General features: G+C 33.9%; 21 protein-coding genes and 1 pseudogene. 10 read left to right on the forward strand and 12 right to left on the reverse strand.

Going from position 1 to position 23448, the window contains the following annotated elements; translation table 11 throughout:
• Positions 1-66 precede the first annotated feature (66 nt).
• Positions 67-1038: a TonB-dependent receptor gene (locus CJF42_RS28345; RefSeq protein WP_252097495.1), complete on the forward strand. Its 972-nt coding sequence runs from the start codon at positions 67-69 to the stop codon at positions 1036-1038.
• A gap of 433 nt (positions 1039-1471) precedes the next feature.
• Here CJF42_RS28345 and CJF42_RS01215 read toward each other — a convergent pair whose 3' ends face one another.
• The 6 genes from CJF42_RS01215 to CJF42_RS01240 form a co-directional block, all read right to left on the reverse strand.
• On the reverse strand, positions 1472-2395 hold the full coding sequence (locus CJF42_RS01215; protein ID WP_095364916.1) for an ornithine cyclodeaminase family protein: 924 nt from the start codon (positions 2393-2395) through the stop codon (positions 1472-1474).
• Between the two features lie 11 nt (positions 2396-2406).
• Positions 2407-3405 carry a threonine/serine dehydratase gene (locus CJF42_RS01220; RefSeq protein WP_095364917.1) on the reverse strand — a complete coding sequence of 333 codons (999 nt, stop codon included), beginning with the start codon at positions 3403-3405 and terminating at the stop codon, positions 2407-2409.
• A gap of 99 nt (positions 3406-3504) precedes the next feature.
• A complete protein-coding gene (locus tag CJF42_RS29200) occupies positions 3505-3744 on the reverse strand; it encodes a transposase (RefSeq protein WP_141235452.1) in 240 nt (79 codons plus the stop codon).
• A 154-nt stretch (positions 3745-3898) separates the two neighbouring features.
• A complete protein-coding gene (locus CJF42_RS01230) occupies positions 3899-5026 on the reverse strand; it encodes a PepSY-associated TM helix domain-containing protein (protein ID WP_095364918.1) in 1128 nt (375 codons plus the stop codon).
• 95 nt (positions 5027-5121) lie between these two features.
• Positions 5122-7245: a TonB-dependent siderophore receptor gene (locus CJF42_RS01235; protein WP_095364919.1), complete on the reverse strand. Its 2124-nt coding sequence runs from the start codon at positions 7243-7245 to the stop codon at positions 5122-5124.
• 307 nt (positions 7246-7552) lie between these two features.
• On the reverse strand, positions 7553-7759 hold the full coding sequence (locus CJF42_RS01240; protein WP_095364920.1) for an acetyltransferase: 207 nt from the start codon (positions 7757-7759) through the stop codon (positions 7553-7555).
• A gap of 163 nt (positions 7760-7922) precedes the next feature.
• On the opposite strand from CJF42_RS01240, the gene CJF42_RS01245 reads away from it, so the two are divergent.
• The 3 genes from CJF42_RS01245 (at position 7923) to CJF42_RS01255 (ending at position 10011) form a co-directional block, all read left to right on the forward strand.
• Positions 7923-8762: a carbon-nitrogen hydrolase family protein gene (locus CJF42_RS01245; protein WP_095364921.1), complete on the forward strand. Its 840-nt coding sequence runs from the start codon at positions 7923-7925 to the stop codon at positions 8760-8762.
• Positions 8763-8945: 183 nt separating this feature from the next.
• Positions 8946-9782, forward strand: a complete 837-nt coding sequence (locus CJF42_RS01250; protein WP_095364922.1) for an SPFH domain-containing protein — start codon at positions 8946-8948, stop codon at positions 9780-9782.
• A gap of 28 nt (positions 9783-9810) precedes the next feature.
• Entirely contained in the window at positions 9811-10011 is a 201-nt protein-coding gene (locus tag CJF42_RS01255; RefSeq protein WP_095364923.1) for a type II toxin-antitoxin system antitoxin, read from the forward strand.
• Between the two features lie 60 nt (positions 10012-10071).
• Here the strand turns inward: CJF42_RS01255 and CJF42_RS27115 are convergent, their stop codons facing one another.
• The 4 genes from CJF42_RS27115 to CJF42_RS01275 all read right to left on the reverse strand — a co-directional run bounded on the left by CJF42_RS27115 (position 10072) and on the right by CJF42_RS01275 (position 15412).
• The gene (locus tag CJF42_RS27115) at positions 10072-10245 is read right to left on the reverse strand and encodes a hypothetical protein (RefSeq protein ID WP_170940428.1); all 174 of its coding nucleotides are present in this window, start codon (positions 10243-10245) and stop codon (positions 10072-10074) included.
• Positions 10246-10755: 510 nt separating this feature from the next.
• Positions 10756-13512: a TonB-dependent receptor plug domain-containing protein gene (locus CJF42_RS01265; protein ID WP_252097496.1), complete on the reverse strand. Its 2757-nt coding sequence runs from the start codon at positions 13510-13512 to the stop codon at positions 10756-10758.
• Positions 13513-13792: 280 nt separating this feature from the next.
• Positions 13793-14848 (reverse strand): FecR family protein, encoded by a 1056-nt coding sequence (locus tag CJF42_RS01270; RefSeq protein ID WP_095364925.1) that lies wholly within the window; start codon positions 14846-14848, stop codon positions 13793-13795.
• On the reverse strand, positions 14849-15412 hold the full coding sequence (locus tag CJF42_RS01275; protein ID WP_095364926.1) for an RNA polymerase sigma factor: 564 nt from the start codon (positions 15410-15412) through the stop codon (positions 14849-14851). It abuts the gene before it with no gap.
• A gap of 208 nt (positions 15413-15620) precedes the next feature.
• Between CJF42_RS01275 and CJF42_RS28350 the strand changes: the two are divergent.
• Positions 15621-15827: pseudogene (locus tag CJF42_RS28350) on the forward strand (hypothetical protein).
• Between the two features lie 62 nt (positions 15828-15889).
• Here CJF42_RS28350 and CJF42_RS29205 read toward each other — a convergent pair.
• Positions 15890-16024, reverse strand: a complete 135-nt coding sequence (locus CJF42_RS29205) for a transposase (RefSeq protein WP_141235453.1) — start codon at positions 16022-16024, stop codon at positions 15890-15892.
• A gap of 313 nt (positions 16025-16337) precedes the next feature.
• On the opposite strand from CJF42_RS29205, the gene CJF42_RS01290 reads away from it, so the two are divergent.
• On the forward strand, positions 16338-17000 hold the full coding sequence (locus CJF42_RS01290; protein ID WP_095364927.1) for a TorF family putative porin: 663 nt from the start codon (positions 16338-16340) through the stop codon (positions 16998-17000).
• Positions 17001-17237: 237 nt separating this feature from the next.
• Positions 17238-17594: a sensor histidine kinase gene (locus CJF42_RS01295; protein ID WP_095364928.1), complete on the forward strand. Its 357-nt coding sequence runs from the start codon at positions 17238-17240 to the stop codon at positions 17592-17594.
• Between the two features lie 495 nt (positions 17595-18089).
• Here CJF42_RS01295 and CJF42_RS01300 read toward each other — a convergent pair whose 3' ends face one another.
• Positions 18090-18893 (reverse strand): alpha/beta fold hydrolase, encoded by an 804-nt coding sequence (locus CJF42_RS01300; protein WP_095364929.1) that lies wholly within the window; start codon positions 18891-18893, stop codon positions 18090-18092.
• Positions 18894-19299: 406 nt separating this feature from the next.
• On the opposite strand from CJF42_RS01300, the gene CJF42_RS01305 reads away from it, so the two are divergent.
• The 3 genes from CJF42_RS01305 (at position 19300) to CJF42_RS01315 (ending at position 23377) form a co-directional block, all read left to right on the forward strand.
• Positions 19300-21627, forward strand: coding sequence for a S8 family serine peptidase (locus CJF42_RS01305; protein ID WP_095364930.1), 2328 nt, complete (start codon positions 19300-19302; stop codon positions 21625-21627).
• A gap of 128 nt (positions 21628-21755) precedes the next feature.
• Positions 21756-22496 (forward strand): ferredoxin--NADP reductase, encoded by a 741-nt coding sequence (locus tag CJF42_RS01310; RefSeq protein WP_095364931.1) that lies wholly within the window; start codon positions 21756-21758, stop codon positions 22494-22496.
• A 170-nt stretch (positions 22497-22666) separates the two neighbouring features.
• Entirely contained in the window at positions 22667-23377 is a 711-nt protein-coding gene (locus CJF42_RS01315) for a YebC/PmpR family DNA-binding transcriptional regulator (RefSeq protein ID WP_095364932.1), read from the forward strand.
• The last annotated feature ends 71 nt before the right edge of the window (positions 23378-23448 follow it).

Here is a 23448-nt window from a genome sequence, read left to right on the forward strand (position 1 = left end):
AGCGTAGGGTTTCAATCTCAATTTGAAAAAAACTACGGGGCTATCACTTTAATCAGTGGATTTGATTTGGATCATTCAGAAGGTCAATTGACTGAAACCCAATTAAAGGATTTTTCAACAACGATTCCAGTAGGCCAACACTATGATTATGAAGTAACAGCCAATGATAGAATACAGCTAACTGCTGGTCTTAGATATGAAAATACAACGTATGATTATCAAAATAAACTAAGTGTTGGCAGCGCTTGCGCCATTGAAGTTGAAAATTGCCGATTTAGTCGTCCGGCAGATCAAGAAGTTAACTTTGATGAATGGTCTTATCAGCTAAATGCTAACTATGTGTTGAGCCAAGAGCAAAGGTTGTATGTAAATTATTCAAAAGGTTACCGCCCACCTCAAGTAACCGAACTTTTTCGATTACAAGCAGGTCAAAAAATCGCAGAGCTAGACGCAGAAAAAATCAATTCGGTAGAGCTTGGAATCAGAGGTGAAATCTATCATTTATTTTATGATTTGACGGCATTCGCTATGCAAAAAAACAATTTGATTTTTCAAGACACTAACCGACAAAATATCAGTCATGGTGAAACTTCTCACCAAGGTATAGAGCTAGCGGTACATTATCAATGGAGTGACTTTTACGCATCTTTTAACGGGACATTAGCTAAACATAAATACGCCACAAGCTTGACGTTAAGTAGAGTTAATATTCAGAATAATGAAATTGATACGGCCCCTGAACATATGGGAAGTATGCAAGTAGGCTGGCGTTCAGATAATCAAAAGTTTCTTGAATTAGAATGGGTACATCAAGGTAATTATTATTTAAACCCAGAGAATACTGCTGATTATCGTGGTCATAATTTATTAAACTTGAGAGCGGGAATGGAAATAGCAAATCAATTGTCTATTAATGCTCGTATTACTAATTTAACAAATGAAGAATATGCAGAAAGAGCTGATTTTGGTTTTGGTCAGCACCGTTATTTTGTTGGTGAACCACTGTCTATTTATTTAACGGTTAACTATAGCTTTTAGTCTTATACTCAAACTACAAGAAGGTTTAGGCTTTAATTACTAACAATAGAAGGCAATTAATAAACTTCAATCAAGCAGGCATACGTGTTTTCTTTTGCGCATCAAATCTCGTACAGTTCTTTATTTCTTTGGATAAATGTAACCATCCGGCAAAATATCTAATCTTAACATCTCAGCTAACTAAGCAGTATCACGATTGTTATCAGCGTATTTCAAACCAGAATACTGTTGTATAGCTGTTGTGTTAGCGAGGCAAACAAAAGAATAGCAAAATTACTCATTAAAGTGGTTAAACTGGCATTGCATAGGCAAAATATTGTCAATAAATAGCCATCAAACGTCATAAAAATCCCAAAGATAGAACCGCATACTTTAGGATTTAGCCAAAAGGCCATTTATTTTATATTACTCTTAAATCTTGTTTTTATACCAATTAAATCAAATTTTTATATACCGCCTCAGAAATTTTAATATCTTGAATAGCGACACCGGTAAAATCACAGATACTGAGCCCCTCTTCAGGCTTTAGCTCTTTACTAAAGTAATCTCCCAGTTCAACAGGCTGCTGGTGTTCTTTAATTTCATTTAAATATTGTAATTCACCTTGTGTAAGACATTGCTCTATACTGTCGCACAATAATAAATCAGCTTCTGCTAAAAGATCTAAAGAGAGCTCCCGTTTACCTTCTGCATCACTGCCAAAAGCGTTTATATGTACGTTTGGCTTAAGCCATGATTTAAATATTAAAGGTTCTTTTGATGGTGTTACTGTTGTTATCAAGTCTGCGTTTTGACAGGCTTTTTTTATACTGGTATGTGGAATAACATCAATTTTATGAGGTTCTAATTTTTTCATAAGTATTTTGATTGTATCATCGCTTCTTCCATAAACATGAACTTGATTTAAACAAAGTGTTTTACAAGTATATAAAGCTTGAAAGTAAGCTTGACCTCCACTGCCAATAATTGAAAATTTATCAGGCTTTAAAGATAAATTATGAGCGACCAATGCCCCTGCAATAGCAGTTCTAACATCGGTAAGTAGACCCTCATCATATAGTAGTGAGACAGGAAATCCTGTTTTGGTATCATAGATCAAATTTAAACCACTCGAAGAGGGCAAACCAAGTGCACTATTTTTATAACTACCCGCTGCAATTTTGATTACTGCAAAACCAGCGTTTTCTTCCATACCATACTTGATATGTATTTCACCATTTGGAAGTGGCAAGTACCCAACCGGAGGGATTAAACATTTTTTATTACTATATGAAATAAAACCACTTTCAATAATATTTAGCAGATCATTTACAGGTGGAAGAGCATTCAATATTTGCGTTTTATTAAAAATTTTCATACCACTTTACCTTATATATTACTAGGGTGCTGTTGTAACACATTGCGAAATTTTTCATCTGGAATATTTTTACCGCATAAAATTATGACTAAATTTTTATTCTCATATAGTTTCTTTGATTTTATAAAAGCGGCGACAGCAACACCTGCAGACCCCTCTATTACCATACCAAATTCATCGTAAATATATTGCATAGCAAGCGCTATTTCTGACTCTGATACAGTTTCGGTAGAATTTATAACTTCTTGACAGAGTGGTAGGGTAATAGAACCCGGCTCAACTGCACCTGCAGTACCATCAGATAAAGTTGTTTGTTCCTCAACCTCAATAACCTTTCCAGCTTGCATGCATTTTAGCATTGAACAGGCGACAGCTGGCCAACACCCTATAACCTTACTAGTAGAGTTATGCTTTAAGACAGAGCCTACACCACTGACAAGTCCCCCCCCACCTACACTTATAAAAGCGGCATCTATTTTGGGAAGCGACTCAGTAATTTCTAACCCCATTGAAGCTTGGCCAACAATGACATCATAGTTGTTATATGGGCTGATATACTTTAAGCCTTTGTTTTGTGCATAACTTAAAGCCTCTTGTTCAGCTAAATCGGATAAGCCATCAACTTTGACTAACTTTGCACCGAGAGAGGCTATTTTATTCTCTTTTACAGAATTAATTTCTTCTGGTACAAAAATAGTACTGGGAACACCTAAAGCTTTTGCTGCATACGCCAGCGCGGCACCATGATTACCAGAGCTAGCTGTAACAATGCCACGTTTTTTTTCGTTAGGGTCTAAGTTAAGTACAGCGTTAGTCGCCCCTCTTAACTTAAAGCTGCCAGTAGTTTGTAAGTTTTCGCATTTGAGAAAAACATTTGCTTTGCCAAGTAATGACAGTTTATGTGAATATATTAATGGTGTTTTTTGTACTCTATTTAGATCATAAAAAGCGTCAGATTGAATATGTGCTACTGCATTAAAAATTTCTTTTGTTGTGATTTTAAATGTCATTATAGTTGCTCCAAATATCTATTTTAGACATAATGTATTAAAATCGGCCATCGTAGATGACGAATTGTTAACCACGGTCTCGCACGCTCTGTTACAAATTTAGGTGATATTGCTGATAAACATTAGGCATCCTCTTAGATAAAAATCTCGGCCGCAAGCAACCGAGTTTAAAAGAGTTCCAATTGACTTGCGTGAACTTCTTTTTATCACCTGAATGATCTGACTTGGTGACATTTTTAGGTAACTTATTACGACCATCTTAATATGGTCTTTTGGTATTTTTAATTCAATTATATCTATGTCGTAATCGTAACCAATTTTGTGAATTATAACTTTCATCGCTTCACGATAAGTCTCAGAAAAATTTTACGTCGATACGTCGATACTTAAATATCCACACAAAGTGATACATTAACTTGAAAACATAATGAGAATTTCTTTGGAGTTTCATGTAATGGATACTACAGACTGAGACAAGCCGTCGAGATTTCCGCTACTCTCTGTTAAATCTGGAGTCCTTACGATTTTGTTTAGCCATACTATTACGGCGACTTCGCTGCCAATATAAATAAAATCCAGTGAAGGATAGAAATACAGGGCTAAGCCCTAAAATACACCATATTATTTTACTTGTAAGCCCTGCAAAATAACCAAAGTGCAGTTTACGAAAACTATCTAATGTCACTGTTAAACCATCAGTTTTGCGAATATCTTGCGCGTGTATAAGTTTTCCTGTGTGTTTATCAAACGAGATCAAATTAGCATATTCACTATGTAATGGGTTGTGACTTTCTACCACACCATAAAAAGTAATATTCATATTGGGTTCGTATGGTAACACTAAATAAGTTGCTGTAAATGAATTAATGGCTTGTGCGCTAAGAGCTCTAAGTTGCTCAATTGAAAGTGATTGATTATGAAATAGTGTATTTATTATGACGGGCTCTTCAATTATATGTTCAGACACTTCATGAATAACAACTGATGCGTTCCAATAAGCTCCCGTCAATGCCAGTATTAACAAAACTGGAGAAGACGTGATACCAATCATTTTATGTAAGTCACTAAAGAATATATGTCTGGCTTTATGTAAACGTAAAGTAAAAAGCTTCAGCCAAAAATGGCGACGAAGAATAATACCGCTAATGACTAAAAATAAAAAAATAAGCGCAATAATAAAACCAACAAACGCACCTTTTGTTGCCAGTAATAATTGATAATGTAAGTCGAGTAACCAGTCAGTTAAATCGTGATCTAAATCAACAGGTTCTGATAAAATTACTCCTGTATATTGGTTTAAATATATTTTTTTCCAAATGTTATCGTTATGGCGAATAATATAGGCTGTATCTGAACGAGATTGATTATTTTCAATCTCGTTAAAGATCTCCCAAGTGCCGACTTCATAATTTGGAAATTGTTTTTTAATATTATGAATGAGTGTATCTAAAGATAAACGAGGCGAGTGTGGTAAAACCTCTACTTGCATTCTATCAGGCATAAGTAAGGTATCGATTTCTACTTTAAAAACTAAAACACTGCCAGTAATGCAAATGATAATTAAAGGAAGCATAGCAAGTAAGGCTAGATATGAATGCCATTTAAAGAGTTTTTTTCTCATTAGCTATACCACTTACAAAATAAAAAAGTGATAGCAAAACATTGTATCACTTGATGTTAACTCTGAAGGAGAAAATCCAAAGTCTGTGGAATTAGTTATAGCTGCCAGCTTAATATAGCAGTGTAGTTTACAGGCGCACCATAATAACCTTGTGCCCAATATAAGCTATTAATATATTTTTCATCAGTTACATTGTTAGCATTAACAGAAACAGATACCTTTTTGTTAATATCATATTTAGCCATTAAGGTAATAATACTGTAAGCATCTTGATAAGTTGCGATTTTTTGACCTGCGTTTTCAAGCCCTTCAGCTACAATGCCTTGAACACGTGAAATATCATCTTGCCAACGCATATTCATGCCGACACTTAAACCAGGAATTGATTCAACTTGGTAAATCGCTGCCATTTTTAATAAACGTCTAGGTGTATAACCACGAACTTGATCATCACCAGAGATGTTAAAATCGGTTAAACCTATACTGACTTGTAAACTTGGGTATAGCTCACCAGCAAATTCAATTTCAAAGCCATTACTGCTAATTCCGTCTGAATTGATATATCTATGCTGATCTCTTGGTTTATCAGCTGTTAACGGGTCTAATTTAGCTAAGTTTACTTGTTCGATATCAAAATAAGCAAATGAAGTAATTAACTGGCTGTCAAAAAATTCACTTTTAAAGCCAATTTCTTTACTTTTACCAGTGACAGGTTTAAGAATATCATTATTAATGTCGAGTTCTTTTTGTGATAAGAAAGTTTCTGTATAGCTGCTATATGCTATTAGTTGAGGTGTTATTTCATATACAGCACCTAAATAAGGAATAAATTCTTTATCTGATGCATCTTGTACTTCACTATATGCTTCGCCTTCAACATGCCAATCGTTAAAACGACCCCCTGTGATCATATGCAAGTCATCTAGTATATTAAAACGAGCAGTAAAGTAAGCTGCTTTTTGCTTAGCGACGACGTCGCTACCATTTTTACCATCATTAAAAGTTGGTTTAGTTGCATTGCCATCCCAATCATTTAAATCAGGCATTGCAGGAAAACCATTGCCAGTTGTGTAGTCATATAATGATGAGTCGACATAGCTTGTTTTTGCATAATTGATACCTGTTACTAACTGATGCTCACGATCAAATAACTCAAAATCACCACTAATGTAGACATCAAATAAATCATGTTTATCATCTAAATCATATTCACTACCATAGCCTGTAAGGCCTAACCCAGTTGTTTTATCGGGTGTGCCGTAAACATAAAATAACTCGGTATCTTCATCTGTTGTTTTTCGAGAATATGTAGCACGTAATCGCCAATCATCATTAAAATAATGACTAAGTTCTAATACAGTATTCTTTTTAGTTACTTTCCAGTGAGACCAATCTGCTGACGTATTAGTTGAAACGTCATAATTTGTAGGGCTGCCATCAGTATAATAAAGAGGTAATGCGCCCCAGTTATTACCCGTTGCATCGTTATTGATAAAGGTGTGACTGATAGAAAAATAAGTATTATCAGATAAATCAGTACCAATAAACGCATAAGCTATGCTCTTATCTTGCTGGTATCTATCTAAGTAAGAATCTTTTTTCTGTTTTACAGCAACAAATCGTGCACTTACACTATCTGTTAATTGTGTAGATGCATCTAACTCTATGCGTTGGTTATTCCAAGAGCCTACAGTGGCATTAACACTTAATCGAGTGTCTAAAGTAGGGCGTTTACGGATAAAATTAATAGTTGCTGATGGGTTACCAACACCTGTCATTAAACCATTTGCACCACGAATTACTTCAATTCGCTCATAAATTGCAGTATCTTCATCTGCGTGGTTATTATCAGATGTAAGTGGTAAACCGACACCATCTATTTGAAAGTTAGTAATATCAAAACCGCGGGCGGTATAATACGTACGGTCTGTTTCTATTCTTTCAACATTAACACCCGTTGCAGAATCAAGTGCTGCATTTATATCTTTTAATTGGAAGTCTTGCATTTGTGCGCTGGTGATCACAGATACTGATTGTGGAATTTCAATAATAGATAAATCTAATCGAGAAGCACCACCAACTTCGTTAGCAGCATAACCTTCAATATAAGTACCTTGCACATCTATTTTTTCGATATTTTCATCAGTTTTATTTTTTGCCATACTCAATGTGGCAAATAAAATTGAAGCTGTAATCAAACTTAGGTTACATGTTTTCATATTGTTTCATCCCATTATTGAAAAGTTAAAATTAAAGTTGACTGGTTGCTTGTTGAATAATCAATCAATAGAGTAAAGGTAAAAAACTAAACCGTAAATAAAAATCATTATCAATTGAGTTGTGTTGTTGTAAGGGGACGGAGGAGTGGTCTATTTAATAACAAATAAAATTTCTTTATAAAACAATTTCTTGTGGTTTTAAATTAAAAGGTACACATAGAAAAATCGGTGAAAATTAATTCCTCCAACTGTTCTGTTGAGAGGAATTAATTATATTTAATGCAAGTTCTGTTATGATAAATATTTATTATTTACGATAGTTAGGATCTGTCCAACAGCGGGGAAGCTCTTCGCCAGATAAAAAGACTAAATCCATTTTATTAAATTCTTCAGGATCTTGTAATTCTTCACCAGCTTGATATCGACCGGTTACTTTTTTATGGAACAAATTAGTTAAATCAGTCAATTCATTCACATCTATCATATCGCCATTTTTTCTGTGTTTTAAAAACATGCCTCACCTCTGTTATCAAAAAACACACCTTTTGAGTATAGCTTTTAAGCGAAATTTGCGTACATAAAAACATAAATTATACATTAGAGAAGTTTTAATCTGTTGTGTATTACTGTAATAATTTAAACTCAGATATATATAATTTAAATAAATAGGCAGACTTATGCTGAAACTCTCAGCGATACAAATGTGTTCAGCACCTAATGTTAAAGAAAATTTAAAATCAATTGAACTTCAATTAACCTCGTTAGTTAACTTAAATAGACAAGATAAACATCTTGTTGTTTTACCTGAATGTTGTTTATTTTTTGGTGGTAAAGAAACACAGCAACTGAAACTCGCACAGCAAGATAATAGTAAAGAATACTTAACCCAAAGCCTTGCTGGACTAGCTAAAAAATATCAACTTACTTTGGTCGCCGGCACCATTCCTTTATTGGCGAAATGTGGTCATAAATTTTTTAATTCTAGTTATGTATTTTCACCAAAAGGGGAAATATTAGGATCATATGACAAGATTCACCTTTTTGATGTTGCGGTTGATGACAATGAAAAAAGTTATCTAGAGTCTCGTTATACCCAAGCAGGGAAGTCAATTAGTGTCATCAAAACTTCTGAAGTTAATATCGGTTTATCAGTTTGTTTTGATATAAGATTTCCTTCCTTGTATCAAGCTTTACGTATGAAAAGTGCAGATATTATCACTGTGCCCAGCGCATTTACGCGCGTTACAGGTAGAGTTCATTGGCAGGCTCTATTGCAAGCGCGCGCAATAGAAAATCAAGTTTATATTATAGCACCGGCACAAGAAGGCATACATGAAAATGGCCGTGAAACTTGGGGTCATAGCATGATAATAAGTCCTTGGGGTGAAGTACTTTGTTGTTTAGCTCAAGGTGAGGGGATTATTACAGCTGATTTTAAACAGTTAGAGCTTGATAATATAAGAAAAAATATGCCAACTCTTACTCAAAATCGCTTTGAAATATCTTTAAAGCTTTAATAAATTGTGATTATTAAAGGTGCTTGTAGATGCTGGTTTTACAGTATTTATTAACGAAATAATTTATAACACGCCACTATAGAAACATAATTACTTACTTTTTGATATTGATATTGATATTGTTAATAAACTCAACTAAAGTGATATCAAAATGATATCACTTTAGTTTTAAGGAAGTATAAGATGAAAGAAAAAAATGGATTATCAATGAATGGTTATATTGCAGTTTTGGTAATTTTGATAATTGCACTTTGTGCTTTATTTAGTGTACCTAGCAATCCAGCTTGGTTATTGTTATTAGGTATTGATGTCGCATGTTTATTAGGTTTGTTTATGGTCCAACCAAATCAGGGGCGTGTATTAATGCTATTTGGCAGTTACGTTGGTACGGTTAAATCGTCTGGATTACGTTGGACTGTACCATTTTTCATCAGGAAAAATATATCACTTAGATTGCGTAATTTTGAGAGTAGTCGTATTAAAGTTAACGATGCCCATGGAAATCCAATTGAAATAGCCACTGTTGTTGTTTGGTCAGTAAAAGATACGTACGATGCCACGTTTGAAGTTGATGATTACGTGATGTTTGTAAACATTCAAAGTGAAGCGGCACTAAGAAATATGTCGAGTCGTTACCCATACGATCAACAGGAAGGTCATGAGACTGCATTAAGAAGTGATCCAGAAGTTGTTTCACAAGCATTAAAATTTGAAATACAAGATAGGCTGAACAAAGCTGGCGTTAAAATTCATGAAGCACGTATCAGCCATTTAGCATATGCACCGGAGATCGCAAGTGCCATGTTACAACGCCAGCAAGCATCGGCTATTATCGCAGCTAGACAAAAAATTGTAGATGGTGCTGTTGGCATGGTGGATATGGCACTGACACAATTATCACAACGAGATATCGTTGAACTCGATGAAGAACGTAAAGCAGCTATGGTGAGTAATTTACTTGTTGTATTATGTAGTGAAAGAAATACACAACCCGTTGTAAACGCTGGTTCTATTTATTAATGTTTTAATATAATTAAAGGTTTAAATTTTGGCGAGTAAAAAAAGCTATCCTTTACGAATTAGCCCTGATGTTTTAGCCGCAGTACAAAGGTGGGCAGATGATGAGTTAAGAAGTGCCAATGCACAAATCGAATATATATTACGTGATGCCTTGGTTAAATCAGGTCGTGTTAAAATAGTTCAAAAAATCATTACAGAAATAGAAGATAAAACATATAGTAAAGATTAAGAGTAGAGTCCATTAAAATTTTTTATTCAGTTTTAGTGTGCTTAACATAAAGCTTTTAAGTTAAATTAGTCTTATATACCCAAGCCACTTCAAGATGTGAGGTTCAGGACTGCTGAGCAATTCATGATCTAGGCGCATCTTTGCATTAATGGTTACTCCCTTAAAAAAAGATGGACCGGCAATATGCTCCTGCATTGCTCTAGTACCTACATCCATGCAGGCAACAACGAGCATTATTTGCTCAGAAGTCCCTGTAAGGTTGGTTTATAAATACTTTATGCAGCGTTATTGATTTTGAAAAGGGAATAACCATGTTCTTCAATCAATGCCTTGCCTAAAGCATTTCTAATTCCAACTGAATCCTGCATCTTGAAGTGGTTTGGGTATATAACCAAGCTACTTCAAAATGCATGTTTCAGAGCTATCCCAATTCAGAGCGTGCCGATGCATAAATCAATACAACGATGAAATGGGCTTGCTCAGAAGCGCCGTCTCAGCGAAATTTGGATAAGGGAACAACCATTATCTTCAATTAATGCCATACCTAAATCCTGTTTAATTCTAACTGAAATCACGCATTTTGAGCTATCATGGGTATATGCCTAATCTAGATTTTTTACTTGTTAATGATACATAATAAAAAATATTAAATGGAAGTAAAGGCAAAATAATTAAAAAATTTGATTATTTGAAGTAATTTTAAAACGAATATTACATGCTTTAATAATTAAATGTATCGTCATACTAAAATTGATACTCGACGCCAATATAATAGTACGCGCCATTAAAACCAAAAGGAGAAGAGCGACGAGAGTAAGTAAAAACGCCTTGACTACTGACAATTAGATTTCCTTCATTATCAATTATGGTACCAGAATGAGAATTACCAATTTTATTTTTATCTGGATAAATATCAAATATGTTATTTCCTCCCATGTTAAATGATAAACTTGCATTAACTTGATAATTTAACTGTAAATCTGTCAAAATTTTAGCACCATATGTTTGGGTACCACCATCTGTCACCGTATATTCTCCATAGCGATTAAATGCTAAGTTGAATGTAAAGTCATCAACTTGATATAAAGTGTTTAAACTGATCCTATCTTTTGGTTGCCACTGAGTAATGATAGAAATTGATTGTTGAGAAAATATATCTTCGGGAGCTATATTCCCTAAAGCACTATTTTTCGGAGTGAATACATTATCAACTTGCGTATCTGTAAAATTAGCTGCAAATATTAAGTCCAAATTGCCATTGAGTAGTGGGGTATTATAGGTTGCTATAATATCTACACCTTTGGTATGCGTATCTGCGCCGTTTAAAAAGAATTGTGCAGCACTTACGCCAGATGTTTTTAAAGCTGAATCTAAAGTTGAAGACAAGTCTTGTCCTAATGAATTACTTAATACAATGCGATCATCAATATAAATTGAATAAAAGTCGATTGTAAAATCAATCAGATTTTTTATTTTAAGTACCGAGCCCATGCTAAAATTGATTGCTTCTTCTTCTTTTAGTTGTGGGATTGATAAAGCTTTAGTTAAGTCACTGTCATTTCTAAAAATTCCAATGTGTAGCGCAGTTTGATCGCCGCCATAAGAGTTACTAAAAAATTGTGTACTGATATTATCAGTATAAAGCTGCTGCATTGAGGGGGCTCTAAAACCTGAACTAACAGCTCCTCGAATCGCGATATTTGGGGTTAAAGACCAATTAGCAGCCAATTTTAAATTAGTACTTTGACCAAATTCTTTATAATCATCAAATCTCAATGCACTGCTAATAAGTAAACTTGAAGTTAATTGTGTTTCAATATCGGTATAAAAAGAAACGACATCTCTTAATTCATTAACGGCTTGCCCAGGGGCAGTACCAATAAACCCTTGAATGCCAGCGAACGCATCATTTTCAAATAAGCTATTACCAAAAATATCGGTATCAAAATCTTTATATGCGTATTCATTACCCGGGATCACTTTAAATTTATCAGTTCTAAATTCGGCACCGATTGCTAAAGAAAGAAAATCAAAATCATGAGCAAAATCAAAATTAATGGTTCTTAAACTGAGCAAAAGGCCATAAGCATAAGCTTCTCTGGGAATAATATCTCTGATTTGGTTTGCGGTTAAATCTGTGGCGTATTGTAGTGCATTTGCATATGAGGCGTTAATCGAATTACCTGTTGTATAGTTTATAGAGTTTTCTCCATAAGTATATGAGACATCAATAAATGAATTATTATTGAAGGTGTTTTGGTAACCTAAACTATATGAAATATCATTTATTTCAGAGTTGATTTTAGGTAAGAAACCACTGGGGATAGTTGCATCATTATCTTGTAATGTTGGGTTTGAATTTTGATTTGCATTATGTCTAAAAAAAGCCGCTGATTCATTATTACGATTTGAATATGTAATAAAACCATAAAATTCACCTTGCGGAACTTCATAAGCAGAATTTATTGTCAGGGCTATCTGTTGTGAGTCAGTATCGCCTATTCGAAAGGTTTTTCTAGCCGCAGTTAACTCTCGGGGGTCTCCAGCAAGATTGATATTAGAATTTATTGAGGTGCAATTATCAAATTGACATGAACCATGTAACCCTGCGCGGTTAGTTGGCTGTGCATTCTTTATATTTAAAGTAGCAGTTAAAAAACCACTATCATTAAAACTAAAACCCTTAGATAAATTTAAATTTATATTATCACCATCACCTAAAGTATATTTACCAAAAATTAAAGATGATTTTCCACCTTCTGATATGTCATTTAAAACAATATTAATAACTCCGGCAATGGCGTCGGAACCGTATTGAGCGGCAGCACCATCCCTTAAAACCTCGATTCGCTTGATTGCAGCAGCAGGTATGGCGTTAATATCAGTACCTGCTGTACCTCTGCCAACGGTTGGGTTGATATGTATCAGACTTGCTTGATGACGGCGTTTACCATTTATTAACACTAAAGTTTGATCTGGGCCTAAGCCCCTTAACGTAGCTGGACGTAAGGCGTCAGTGCCATCACTTATAGCTGAACTTGAAAAGTTAAAAGAGGGTGCTATTGTTTGTAATATTCTACCAAGTTCAGTTTGACCTGTATGACTTAAAATATCAGTTGTTAAGATATCTACGGGAACCGGTAAATCATCAGCAGAGCGTCCTGCTACTCGACTTCCAATAATAGAAATTTTTTCTGTTTCATCTATTTCTTCAATAATGTGGTTATTTACTCGAGAGGCTGTTTTCAAAATATCATTTATTTGAGTAATTGTATTATCTGCACTAATAGTTATTTTTCCCAAATTATCGATTTTTGCTTGCAAGCCAGAATGTAATAAAAGTTGATTTAAGCCAGCTTCAAATGAATAAAATCCGTGAATGTCATTAGCTTGATATTGTTTTGTTAATTCAAATGAAAAAATAATAGTTTGATTTGATTGTTTAGCGAAGTTAATTAGGGCTTTATCGGCACGTTGTTTTTCTATTTCAAACTTAAGCATAGTTTGTGCAAAACATACGGGAACAGTGCATAACAATAAGATTAAAGATATATTAATACGAGAATGCATATAAAGTTTTTTGAAATGAGATTTGCAGAAAGTAATGTTTAATGAATTAAACAGCAAAAAAGCCTCAAATGTTGTAATTATTATTTAATAATTAATAATCTCTGAAATGAACTTAAAATGCTAGAGGTACAAAAGTAAATATTTAGTAAAATTATAAAAAGAGCCTATTCTTTTTAACTTAACAGTAACGCAAACTTTACATTGATACCGTTTATACTTTTGCTAAAGTAAGTTTTATGTTTTTTTCAGATACTCTTTTCAAATGAATACCTAAATTATCAATGAGTGATTGCAATAAGGTGTCTATATCCCCAGATTTAAAATATCCCGATATTTTTAATTCCGAAAGGCCTTTATCTGAAAATTCAAAATGAATATCGTTATACCTTGAAACTTCATTCAAAGCCGTGACTAAAGGTGTTGCATCAAAAATAAGCATACCTTGTTGCCAAGACAACTCTTTTTGAATTTGATCTAATGAAATTTTACTTATTTTTGTTTTACTGGTAACTATTGATTTTTCTCCTGAATTAACAACAGCTCCTGCTAATTTATGATGTTCTAAAGTTTTAAAGCTATTTACAATATTACCTAAACGTTTAGTGATAGTTTTAGTATCGCTGATCAAAACTTTCCCTTCAGTAACAACTAATTCTGAATCACTGCTATTGTTCTTCTGCACATTAAATATAGTACCTAAAGCAGTGAAGGATTTTTCTCCAATACTCACAGTAAACGGTCTATTTTTATCTTTGGTAACATCAAAACGCGCTTCACCTTTTAATAAAGATATTTGTCTGTGTTTATCTGTAAAAGCGACATGTACTTGGCTATTAGTATTTAATCTAATGCTCGTGCCATCAGATAATGAAAAGCTAATTTGTTCACCAACTTTAGTTTGATAGTCCTTTACTTGTGCTATTGTTTGGTTTGAATTCAAAAATGGCAATGAAATGTAGTCAAACATAAAAATGGCACTTGAAAGCATAATGATGGCAAAACTTGCAACCATAGCAATCGCTGTAACATGCTTGGGTTTGGCTTTTCTTTCTAAAGGAAATAAATCACTTAGTTCATTTAAAACACTTAAATCATCCCAGAGCTTTGCTAAATTAAATAGCGTATCTTTATGTACATCTGATTTATTTAACCAAATTGAGAGTTTATTTTGCTCATCAATAGATAAACCTCGATCCATGCGGCTGATCCAGAGGCTTGCTTGCTCTTGAATTACTTGTTTACTATTGAATTTAGTGACATTTGTCATTTATAAACTCTTTTTACCTTTAGATAATATCGAATGTGTTTCCGTTTTATTGAACTGATCTCTTTCAGCTTTAGCCATATATTCAGAACAAGTTAATAGTCCTTTTGCGACGTGTTTTTCAATGGTGCTTTCACTTAATGATAAGTAGTTAGCAATTTCTCGTTGGCTCAAGCCGTATACTTTTTTTAGTATAAAGGCTTTTTTAACACTTCCTTGCAATTGGTCTGTCGCTTTACAAAATAATAGAAATCTTTCTTTGCTTTCAAATTCATTTTCAAAATTCTGAGATATTAATTGGACAGGTGGCTCGCAAAAATCCTCTAGTGAATCTTTATATTTATTATCCCATTTCTGTACATGGTTAAGGGCTAGATTTTTTGCAGTTTTTAGCATATAACTACGAGCGTATTGTATTTCTTGTTTTAAATCGGCTTCGTAACTTTTAATGAACGTTTCTTGAACAATATCTTCGATATCTTCAGGACGGACAATTCGGCTAATGTAGTATCGAATATTGGCTGAATAATTAATAAAAATGTCTGCGATTTTATTTCCTTTAGCCATAAATCCTATGCTTTTCTCTTGTTTTAAAGAAACCAGTGTAGATCGAATTTTATATCATCTCAATGGTTAACAATTAATTAGCAAAAGTCATAATTGAGATATTCATGTAGTCTATTGATTATTCAAATTTAAATATCACTAGGGGCTGTTGATCTTTCAGGGTTAAGTTTTGTTCGAGATAAAAGCATTTTAGCCGCGGCAAGTAGTATTGTGTAACCTCGTCATTCTAAGTAAATACGACTCAACAAAGAATAAAAAGCTTTTAGCTAAATCCTTCGAACAGCGTTTGTTAGTCATTTTTACTGCGTTATCGCCTTTTTATGTGGAATAACCACATTACAAATGCTCTGCCATGTATAAATACCCAACATTTCGCTGCAAAAGTAATATCGAAAGATCAACATCCCATAGGTAAATTTACTTTATATAGCTAGTGATAAGACTTAATTATAAAGTGTTATAAAAGAATTGCCGAGTTTAAAAGAGTCTCAACTGACTTGGTGACATTTTTAGTTCACTTCTTACGACCATCTTAATATGGTCTTTTGCTATTTTTAATTCAATTATATCTATGTCGTAATCGTAGCCAATTTTGTGAATTATAACTTTCATCGCTTCACGAACAGCTCATAAAAAACTTTACGTCGATACTTAGATATCCACATAAAGTGATACATTAACGTGAAAAATAATGAAAATTTCTTTGGAGTTTCATGTAATGTATACTACAGACTGAGACAAACGCAGTCTACTCTATCCATGGCAAACCCTCGATATTTTCACTACACTCTGTTAAAAATAAAAGTATAGATAAAACCTAGTTAAACTGTAGATCTCGTCTAAAATTATTACTTAAGGGGATGAATACGATCATTACTATTTATATAGTAATTTGCATGGATATTTCAATAATGAAGGAAGCAAAATGAAGTATTATAAAAGTTTTACTTCAACTATAAGTATATTGTTTGTTTTTTCAGGGATAAATGTACAAGCAGATGAGGGAGTTACAGCCAATATAGGAGCCACCAATAACTATTTTTGGCGAGGTGTTACTAAAAGTGATAAAAAACCTGCTGTATCCAGCGGCATTGATTTATCTCGTAAATCAGGCTTATATTTAGGTACTTGGGCATCAAATATTGACTTTAGATCAGATGCAACAACCGAAGTGGATTTATATACTGGTTTTGAAAAGCAGTTAGGCGATTTTTCATATGATTTTGGCTATATTTATTATGTTTACCCCGATACAGAGAATTTAAATTTTTCTGAAATTATGGCATCTGCTTCATGGAATTTCATATCTGTAGGCGTTTCAACCACGGCTCACAGTGATTGGCAATCAGATTTTGGTGATGATACTTATTTTGAATTAAATCTTACATTCGAACTATTTAAAGATGTAGAGTTTGGTATGCACTTGGGCAGTTATGATTATGATACGGGAACAGATTATTTAGATTATAATATGAGCCTTAGTAAAGCAGGTTTTAGCTTTATGGTCAGTACTGTAGATGTAGATGAAGATAAAATTGAAGATAAATACAGTATTTCAATTTATTATACCCATGAAGTCAATTTTTAAATTTTTTGAAATATTCTACAATTTGCGTTTTTTATATTTTTATCAATGTGATGAGTTGCTCAAAAGATCGTGTTTCAGGTGCTTTTGATGAAGCTTGCCATCTTTATGAATATATTTATCTAATAAAAAAAGCTCCTCAAAGTTTAGTAATCAGATACTAGCCATTTGATAATAAATGTTTTATAAAAATTAATAGTTCGATTATTTCACTTAAATTATTCATTAGTCACAATATCAATGATTTTTGGTTACCCGCAAAAATTGCAGCAAGTCTTTATTACTTTATTAGTCAATGCATCACACGCAATTCAAAGTTCAGGTAAAGTATGGCTCACAACCAAACTTATCGATTTAAAAGTCTCTATTAGCATTAAAGATAATGGCCATGGTATTTCTTCTGAAAATATTAAAAAGCTGTTTGATCCGTTTTTTACAACAAAACCTGTAGGAAAAGGAACTGGTTTAGGCTTACATATTGTCAGCTCTATTTTAGAGGAACATAATGGTCATATTACAGTAAGCTCTACATTAAGACAGGAAACTAAATTCATATTGCATTTACCATTAAACCATGACTCAAACACTAAGTTTTAGTCGAAACCACAAAGTTACTTACAAAGCTTATAAGTAATTAATTTGCAATGAACTTTACCTTTTATTTACTGTATTACCAAAAGTTATTGTTATTACCTTAGTACTCATGCTATTAAGTAAAGTATATACCCAAACCACTTCAAGGTGGAGGATTCAGTTGGAATTAGAAAAGCTTTAGGCAAGACATTGATTGCAGAGAATAGTTGTTCCCTTATCAAAATTAATAACGCAGCATAAACTTGGTTTAAACTCGCCGGGACGGTGTTTCTGAGCAACCCCTTTTCTTCGTTGCGTTGGTTTTGAAAGGTGCCTACATTCCTTCATCAACACCCCTTGAATTGGGCTCACTCAGATAGCTCTGAAACATGAGTTTTGAAGTAACATCGGTATAGCCAATAGAAAACCTATGGTTAAATAAATTTCAACGTTACTCTTGAAAAGGTGCACAAAAATTAGATTTGTATTTTCGGAAAAAATAATGCGTTACTAATTTAACTATAATTTACAAATAATGTCCTTGATTAGTGCTGCTGTTTTTTCAGGCTGCTCTAGCGGAAACATATGACCCGTATTTGGCATTTTAATCATATTTATGTCATTTGTTTTTGTAAATCTTTTTACCGCACTTTCTGTACAAACCCCATTTTGAGCATAAATTAACGTAGCAGGTACATTTAACTTTTTCTTAAAGTTGCCAAGATTTACTGGAAGAGTTCTGAAAATTTCAGTTTCAACCTTAGCTGAAAATAGTAGTTCTTGCCTTTGATTTCGGTTGACGATGGCATGTGTTGCATAGTCAGATAGACATCTAGAATCAAAATTTTTGAATAACGCTTTATGCTTAAATTGATTCACCATATCAGCATTTAAAGGCCATTGCTTACGTCTCACCTTTGCTTTTCCTGCAGGGGTTATTTTATCAAATAATTGAGTGCCTTTAAGTAATTTCATCATAAAAGCGGTTACGCCTGTAAACGCTGGGGGATCTAACATGATGACACACTTAAAAAGATCTGGTCTTTGACAAGCAGCCATAAACGAAATAACCCCACCAAAAGAGTGACCAATATTAATTATTTTTTCATTGTCTTGTTTCAACGCTATATTTTTCATGATCACAAATTCTATTAATTCATCAACAAGATATTGCCAATTATGAGTGATAGAATACAAAGGGTTATGACCATATTTTTCTAACGCGATGACTTTAAAGCCATCTGTAAACATATCTAAGAATGTATTGTAGCTTTTTGCAGGAAAACCATTTGCGTGAACAAAGTTAATGATTGCATTATTCATTTTAATTACCAACTATAGAGTTATTGCTCTATTTAGAGTTAACAAAAATATCAAATATTTACTCTAAAAGCCAATTATTGCTATAAAACTAAATTATAGTAAAAAGAGAGCTCATTTGAGCTGGTGGTTGTCTAACTTGACTAAGAGCATTTATTTAAAGCAGATCGATAATTCGAAAGTTGAATTGTTGATATATTAAAAATCACTAAAACCTACTATATTGTTAAATTCAACAATAATAAACTAATTTAAAATCAATAGCTTGAATTGTTTATATATTTGGGTGTTTACAATTGTTAACATAATACTTGTTAATTTATTGTTTCATTTTTGTTTTTAATGTTATCTTGATGTTCCCAATAAGGGCTGACAACAATTATAAATAGACACATCCAGGGTAATCAATATGAGAAATACTTCAACAAAAACGATACTGATGACAGCAAGTGCTTTATCTTTAGCTGTATCAACTGCTTTATACGCGGCACCAAAAGGTGTTCAGCTTACAGATAATGCGATTAATTCTGTTACATCATCACCTTTACCTAAACGTTTTATCATAAAATACAAACAAGACAGCACAGTTGGAATGGATGACAACTTTGCTGCTTTTGCTTCTGATAATAATTCAGCTGCATCAAATGTTAAAAACAAATTACATAATCTTGGTGGCAAAATTAAGGCTGAGCATAAAAATATAAATATCATTGCTGCAGAATTAAGTGCATCAGATGCGATAGCTTTAAGCTTTGACAATAATGTTGAATATGTAGAAGAAGATTTACCACGTCGTTTAATGGCGCAAAACGTGCCATATGGCATAGGTATGGTTCAAGCTGATCAAGTAGATGACAGTGTTGCTTCTGCAAGCGCTGGCGGTAAAAAAATATGCGTAATTGATTCAGGTTTAGACTTACCACATGAAGATATGGGTACTCGTGGAGATACTATTTCAGGTACTAATGATAGTGGGACTGGTAACTGGTATGCACATGGTGGCCCACATGGTACTCATGTAGCGGGTACAATAGCTGCTTTAAATAATGGTATTGGTGTTAGAGGTGTTATTGGTACTAATCCAAGTATGCATATTATAAAAGTTTTTAATGATGCTGGTTGGGGATACTCTTCAGATTTAGTTAATGCAATTGATACATGTAAAAATAATGGTTCTGATGTAATCAATATGAGTCTAGGTGGTACTGGCTCTAGTATTTCAGAAAAAAATGGTATTCAAGCAGCATATGATGCAGGTGTTTTACTTATTGCGGCAGCTGGTAATGATGGTGTAGCAACAAATACGACAGATGTTGAAAGCTTCCCCGCTTCATACGATTCAGTAATGTCTGTTGCAGCGGTTGATAGTGTAAAAGCACTTGCTGATTTCTCACAAAAAAATAGTCAAGTAGAAATTTCAGGTCCAGGCGTTGATGTATACTCAACATACCATACAGGTGGTGGTTCTGTTGTTGAAGTTTCAGTCGCCGGTACTGGATACACTGCGAATGCAATGGAAAACCAAGGTACTGTAAGTGGTTCGTTATATAACTTAGGAACTGGTGAAGCAATTGATAATGGCGCTTCAGGTCGAATCTGTTTAATTCAGCGTGGTAATATTTCTTTCCACGATAAAGTAAAAGCATGTCAGGATAGTGGTGGTGTAGGTGCGATTATTTATAATAATGCAGCAGGTAGTTTTGGTGGTACTTTAGGCGATACCAATTCAACATCAATTCCTAGTGTAACAGTTTCAGATACAGATGGTGCAGCAATGCTAGTAAATGTAAGTCTGAACGCAAGCATCAATATTGGCACTGGAAACTACGGTAAAATGAGTGGTACTTCAATGGCTTCTCCTCACGTTGCTGGTGTTGCTGCATTAGTATGGAGTCATCATCCTTCTTGTACAAATGTTGAAATCCGTAATGTACTTAATACAACAGCACAAGATCTTGGTGCTTCTGGTAGAGATGTTAAATTCGGTTATGGTTTAGCACAAACTAAAGATGCAGTTGATTACATTACAGCGAATGGTTGTGACGGTAATGGTACAGGTCCAGGACCAGTTGAACCACCAGTAGATAATACTGAACTTGAAAATGGTGTAGCTAAAACAGGTTTAACAGCTACTACAGGTAATGATGTTGTTTACACTATGGAAGTACCAGCAGGCGCAACGGATATCTCATTCGATATGAATGGTGGTTCTGGTGATGCTGATATGTATGTTAAATTTGGCTCTACACCAACTGATAGTAACTACGACTGTCGTCCATATGAAAGTGGTAATACTGAATCTTGTGCTGTGACAGATAGTGCAGGTACTTATTATATTCGTGTAAAAGCATATAGTACTTTTGCTGATGTTACTTTAACAGGTTCTTATACTGCAGCTGATAATGGTGGCGGTAATGGTGGTGCAGTTCAACCAGTAGATGAAACTGTTTCAGATGTTTCTGTATCAAGAAAAAGCTGGACGCGTTATACATACGATTTAACTGCAGGATATGCTGATTTAACAGTAGCGATTGCAGGTGGTTCAGGTGATGCTGACTTATATGTTACGCAAGGTAAGCAATCAACTAAAACTGCATATGATTGTCGTCCTTATGAAAATGGTAATAATGAGACTTGTACATTTTCAGCACCAGCAGCTGGTACATGGTACATCGATATTTATGGTTACTCTGCGGCATCAGGTATGACATTAACGTTACAAGCTACACCTGAATAAAATAAACTAAATTTCCCAAATTGAGTTTATAAAGGGCAACGTAAGTTGCCCTTTTTTATGCGTACAGGCTTGATTAAATGATAAATCAATGTCATTTTTAAAGTAGCTAAACCCTAGGAAGCTTTAATATGGCAAATTGGTTAACCGGTAGAGTTAAAAATATAAAATGGTGGAACGACAGGTTATTTTCACTTATATTAAATGCACCGATAGAAGGCTTCAAAGCAGGTCAATTTACAAAATTGGCGATGAATGTTGACGGAAAACGTATCACACGAGCGTACTCTTTTGTAAATCCGCCAAAAGAGAGAGATTTAGAGTTTTATTTGATAAAGGTAGATGGAGGGAATTTATCATGTCCATTATCAAATTTACAAAAAGGTGATGAAATTGAAATTTCATCTGTTTCTTCAGGCTATTTTACAATAGATGAAGTGCCAAAATCAGAGCAACTATGGTTACTTTCTACAGGGACTGCAATTGGACCTTTTTTGTCAATTTTACAACAAGGAGATGTTTGGCGCAGTTTTCAAAAAATTATATTAGTTCATGCTGTTAGAGCTATTGAAGACTTATGCTATCAAGAGTTAATTTTCAACTTATGTAATAAATACACTCAATTAAAGTATGTTTCTATTGTTAGTCGAGAAGTAAACCCTTCAGGATTAGAAGGCAGAGTGCCAAAGCTACTAGAGTCAGGTGCGTTATTTCAATTTTGTGGCATAGAGCCTTCAATTAATAACAGTCAATTTATGATTTGTGGCAATCCTCAAATGGTCAAGGATACGAGTGTTACTTTAAATCAAATGGGCTATGAGCGAAATCGACGAAGTACTTCTGGACATATCACAGTTGAACAATATTGGTGATACTGTATTCATAATTTTAGCAGTATTCACTGTGTAGCAAGGTTATCGTTTTATTTATAATATAATCGTAATACTGTTAGTAATAAACATTGTTTTACTGGCGTTTAAGGCCCTTTTCCCGTTAAAATTACGCTATTATCTTAAAGAAAAATATTAAGGCTAGAATTCAGATGGGAAGAGCTTTTCAAAATAAAAAAAATGATATCGCTAAAACAGCTGGTCAAAAAACAAAAATTTACTCGAAGTACGGCAAAGAAATTTATGTTTGTGCTAAAAATGGTGGTGTTGATCCTGATGGTAACTTATCTTTACGTCGCTTAATTGATCGCGCCAAAAAAGATCAAGTACCAGCTCATGTAATTGATCGTGCAATCGATAAAGCGAAAGGGGGGGGCGGTGAAGATTATAGCTCAACACGTTATGAAGGTTATGCCCCTGGTAGCACAATGATAATTGTTGACTGTTTAACAGATAATAACAGTAGAACCTTTGCTGATGTTCGTGTTTGCTTTACAAAAGCAAAATCTAAAATTGGTGCTCAAAACTCTGTTTCTCATATGTTTGATCATTTAGCTATCTTTGTTTTTGATGGTGATGATGATGAAGTTGTGCTCGAAGCACTTATGATGGCTGATGTTGATGTAACTGATGTAGAATGTGAAAATGGCAAAATTACTGTTTTTGCACCCCATACAGAATTTCACAATACTAAAACAGTACTAGATGAGATGGGCGTGACACTAGATGTTGAAGAAATTTCTTTTGTGCCACAATCTATGACCGCCATTTCTGGTGATGATATTGAGGTTTTTGAGCGTTTCCTTGATATGTTAGAAGATTGTGATGATGTTCAAAATGTATACCATAACGCTGAATTTTAATATTTAACACACTCCATTTTAAAAAATCGTTATGGAAACTCCATAGCGATTTTTTATGTCTTTTACTCATA

This window comes from Pseudoalteromonas sp. NBT06-2 (assembly GCF_002276045.1).
GTDB lineage: Bacteria > Pseudomonadota > Gammaproteobacteria > Enterobacterales > Alteromonadaceae > Pseudoalteromonas.

Bases quoted from the DNA above. Each gene is read 5' to 3' on its own strand.
- CJF42_RS01215 (WP_095364916.1), bottom strand. From the start codon at position 2,395: ATGAAAATTTTTAATAAAACGCAAATATTGAATGCTCTTCCACCTGTA.
- CJF42_RS01220 (WP_095364917.1), bottom strand. From the start codon at position 3,405: ATGACATTTAAAATCACAACAAAAGAAATTTTTAATGCAGTAGCACAT.
- CJF42_RS29200 (WP_141235452.1), bottom strand. From the start codon at position 3,744: ATGAAAGTTATAATTCACAAAATTGGTTACGATTACGACATAGATATA.
- CJF42_RS01230 (WP_095364918.1), bottom strand. From the start codon at position 5,026: ATGAGAAAAAAACTCTTTAAATGGCATTCATATCTAGCCTTACTTGCT.
- CJF42_RS01235 (WP_095364919.1), bottom strand. From the start codon at position 7,245: ATGAAAACATGTAACCTAAGTTTGATTACAGCTTCAATTTTATTTGCC.
- CJF42_RS01240 (WP_095364920.1), bottom strand. From the start codon at position 7,759: ATGTTTTTAAAACACAGAAAAAATGGCGATATGATAGATGTGAATGAA.
- CJF42_RS01245 (WP_095364921.1), top strand. From the start codon at position 7,923: ATGCTGAAACTCTCAGCGATACAAATGTGTTCAGCACCTAATGTTAAA.
- CJF42_RS01250 (WP_095364922.1), top strand. From the start codon at position 8,946: ATGAAAGAAAAAAATGGATTATCAATGAATGGTTATATTGCAGTTTTG.
- CJF42_RS27115 (WP_170940428.1), bottom strand. From the start codon at position 10,245: ATGCTCGTTGTTGCCTGCATGGATGTAGGTACTAGAGCAATGCAGGAG.
- CJF42_RS01265 (WP_252097496.1), bottom strand. From the start codon at position 13,512: ATGCTTAAGTTTGAAATAGAAAAACAACGTGCCGATAAAGCCCTAATT.
- CJF42_RS01270 (WP_095364925.1), bottom strand. From the start codon at position 14,848: ATGACAAATGTCACTAAATTCAATAGTAAACAAGTAATTCAAGAGCAA.
- CJF42_RS01275 (WP_095364926.1), bottom strand. From the start codon at position 15,412: ATGGCTAAAGGAAATAAAATCGCAGACATTTTTATTAATTATTCAGCC.
- CJF42_RS29205 (WP_141235453.1), bottom strand. From the start codon at position 16,024: ATGAAAGTTATAATTCACAAAATTGGCTACGATTACGACATAGATATA.
- CJF42_RS01290 (WP_095364927.1), top strand. From the start codon at position 16,338: ATGAAGTATTATAAAAGTTTTACTTCAACTATAAGTATATTGTTTGTT.
- CJF42_RS01295 (WP_095364928.1), top strand. From the start codon at position 17,238: ATGATTTTTGGTTACCCGCAAAAATTGCAGCAAGTCTTTATTACTTTA.
- CJF42_RS01300 (WP_095364929.1), bottom strand. From the start codon at position 18,893: ATGAATAATGCAATCATTAACTTTGTTCACGCAAATGGTTTTCCTGCA.
- CJF42_RS01305 (WP_095364930.1), top strand. From the start codon at position 19,300: ATGAGAAATACTTCAACAAAAACGATACTGATGACAGCAAGTGCTTTA.
- CJF42_RS01310 (WP_095364931.1), top strand. From the start codon at position 21,756: ATGGCAAATTGGTTAACCGGTAGAGTTAAAAATATAAAATGGTGGAAC.
- CJF42_RS01315 (WP_095364932.1), top strand. From the start codon at position 22,667: ATGGGAAGAGCTTTTCAAAATAAAAAAAATGATATCGCTAAAACAGCT.